Raw genomic sequence first — 1,250 nt, 5'->3', positions numbered from 1 at the left:
CGCAATCGATGCTACACGTTCTTGAGCGGCTTCATGCTCTAAACGCGCAACCGATGCTAAGCGGTTAGCCGTTGCCGATTTCAAACCCACTTCAGTATTAAGATTGTGGTAAACGTCAATCAAGGTGCTCGATTTACCATCCATCATTTTGTTGGTTTGTAACTGCTGCATCTTTCTCAAGTTGCCGTTACCACCTTCTGACGGCACCAAGTTGGCCGTAAATTTGTCGTTCAGCAGTGCGCCTTCTGTCAGTTCAAAGATGGTTGCATCGCCATTTTTGTATAGCGGATGACTTTTCGGCACTGAGATTTCAATCAGCGGATCATCTTTGTCTAACGGATAAGAGTATTTATCGGACAATAAGTTACCTTTGTTATCGGTAATCTTTAGCCACGCTTTGTCGTGCTTTTCATCGGGTGGCTGAACCGTTACTTCAAACTCTTTTACATCACCCGCTTCACGAATATTGAATTTCGCACTGCCTTGAGCAAACGTCGTAGACGCTTCATAACTTTGTGCGGCAATGGATTTAGCGTCATTGGTTTCCATCTTGATGATGGCAGCACCACTGCGAGTAGGACGCAGCAGCACTCGTTCGCCAGCGGCAAGGCCTTCGCCGATTTGCACTCTCATGCCATCCAATACGAAGGTAGAATCCGACTGGTCTATATCTATCTGAACTTGCTCGCCTTTCGGTGTTGTCACGCTGTAGCGATCACCATCGAAGCGCAGCGCATATTCGCCACCTTTCAACGCCGAAATATCATCGACATAAACGGCAACGTCCGCTTTCGAGTTTGGTGCGGTAAACACTCGTGATTTAGCCACCAGCTCAGAATTCACATCGGTGAAAACGTCTTTACCGATTTTGCCGTTGAGATCCAAACCTTGCGATTGCAGTTGGTTGACCTTGTAAGAGAATCCGGTAGCTAAGCGCCCCATTTCATCCAGCAGCTGCGGAATGTGTTTATCACGCATGTCGAGTAGCGCGCCGATTTTGCCGTCCATGTCGTCGGCCTTAATCGCTTTGATGCCATCGCCTTCGACCATCGCTAGACGTCGTTGGTGCACGTCTGGGTAGCCATCAATCATTTTTAATTGGCTTGCCTCTGTGCCCGACACTAGGGTATGACCATTGCCGATGTGCACGTTGAAACCTTCAGCGTTTTTACGTGGGGTCACGGTGACCTTAGTGTATTCGGACAGCTCAGTAATCAGCTTTTCATGCTGATCCATCAAATCGTTATGTG

Annotated in this window: 1 protein-coding gene; it reads right to left on the bottom strand. The window is 48.1% G+C overall.

What is annotated here, in order from left to right:
• A partial coding sequence (locus R7Q38_RS23830) for a FlgK family flagellar hook-associated protein (RefSeq protein ID WP_411913406.1) occupies positions 1-1,250 on the bottom strand: 1,250 nt, incomplete at both ends.

This window comes from Vibrio sp. Vb0598, assembly GCF_033338935.1.
Lineage (GTDB): Bacteria > Pseudomonadota > Gammaproteobacteria > Enterobacterales > Vibrionaceae > Vibrio > Vibrio alginolyticus.
Note: the sequence above shows the minus strand (reverse complement) of the source record. Positions and strands in the feature narration are given on the sequence as shown.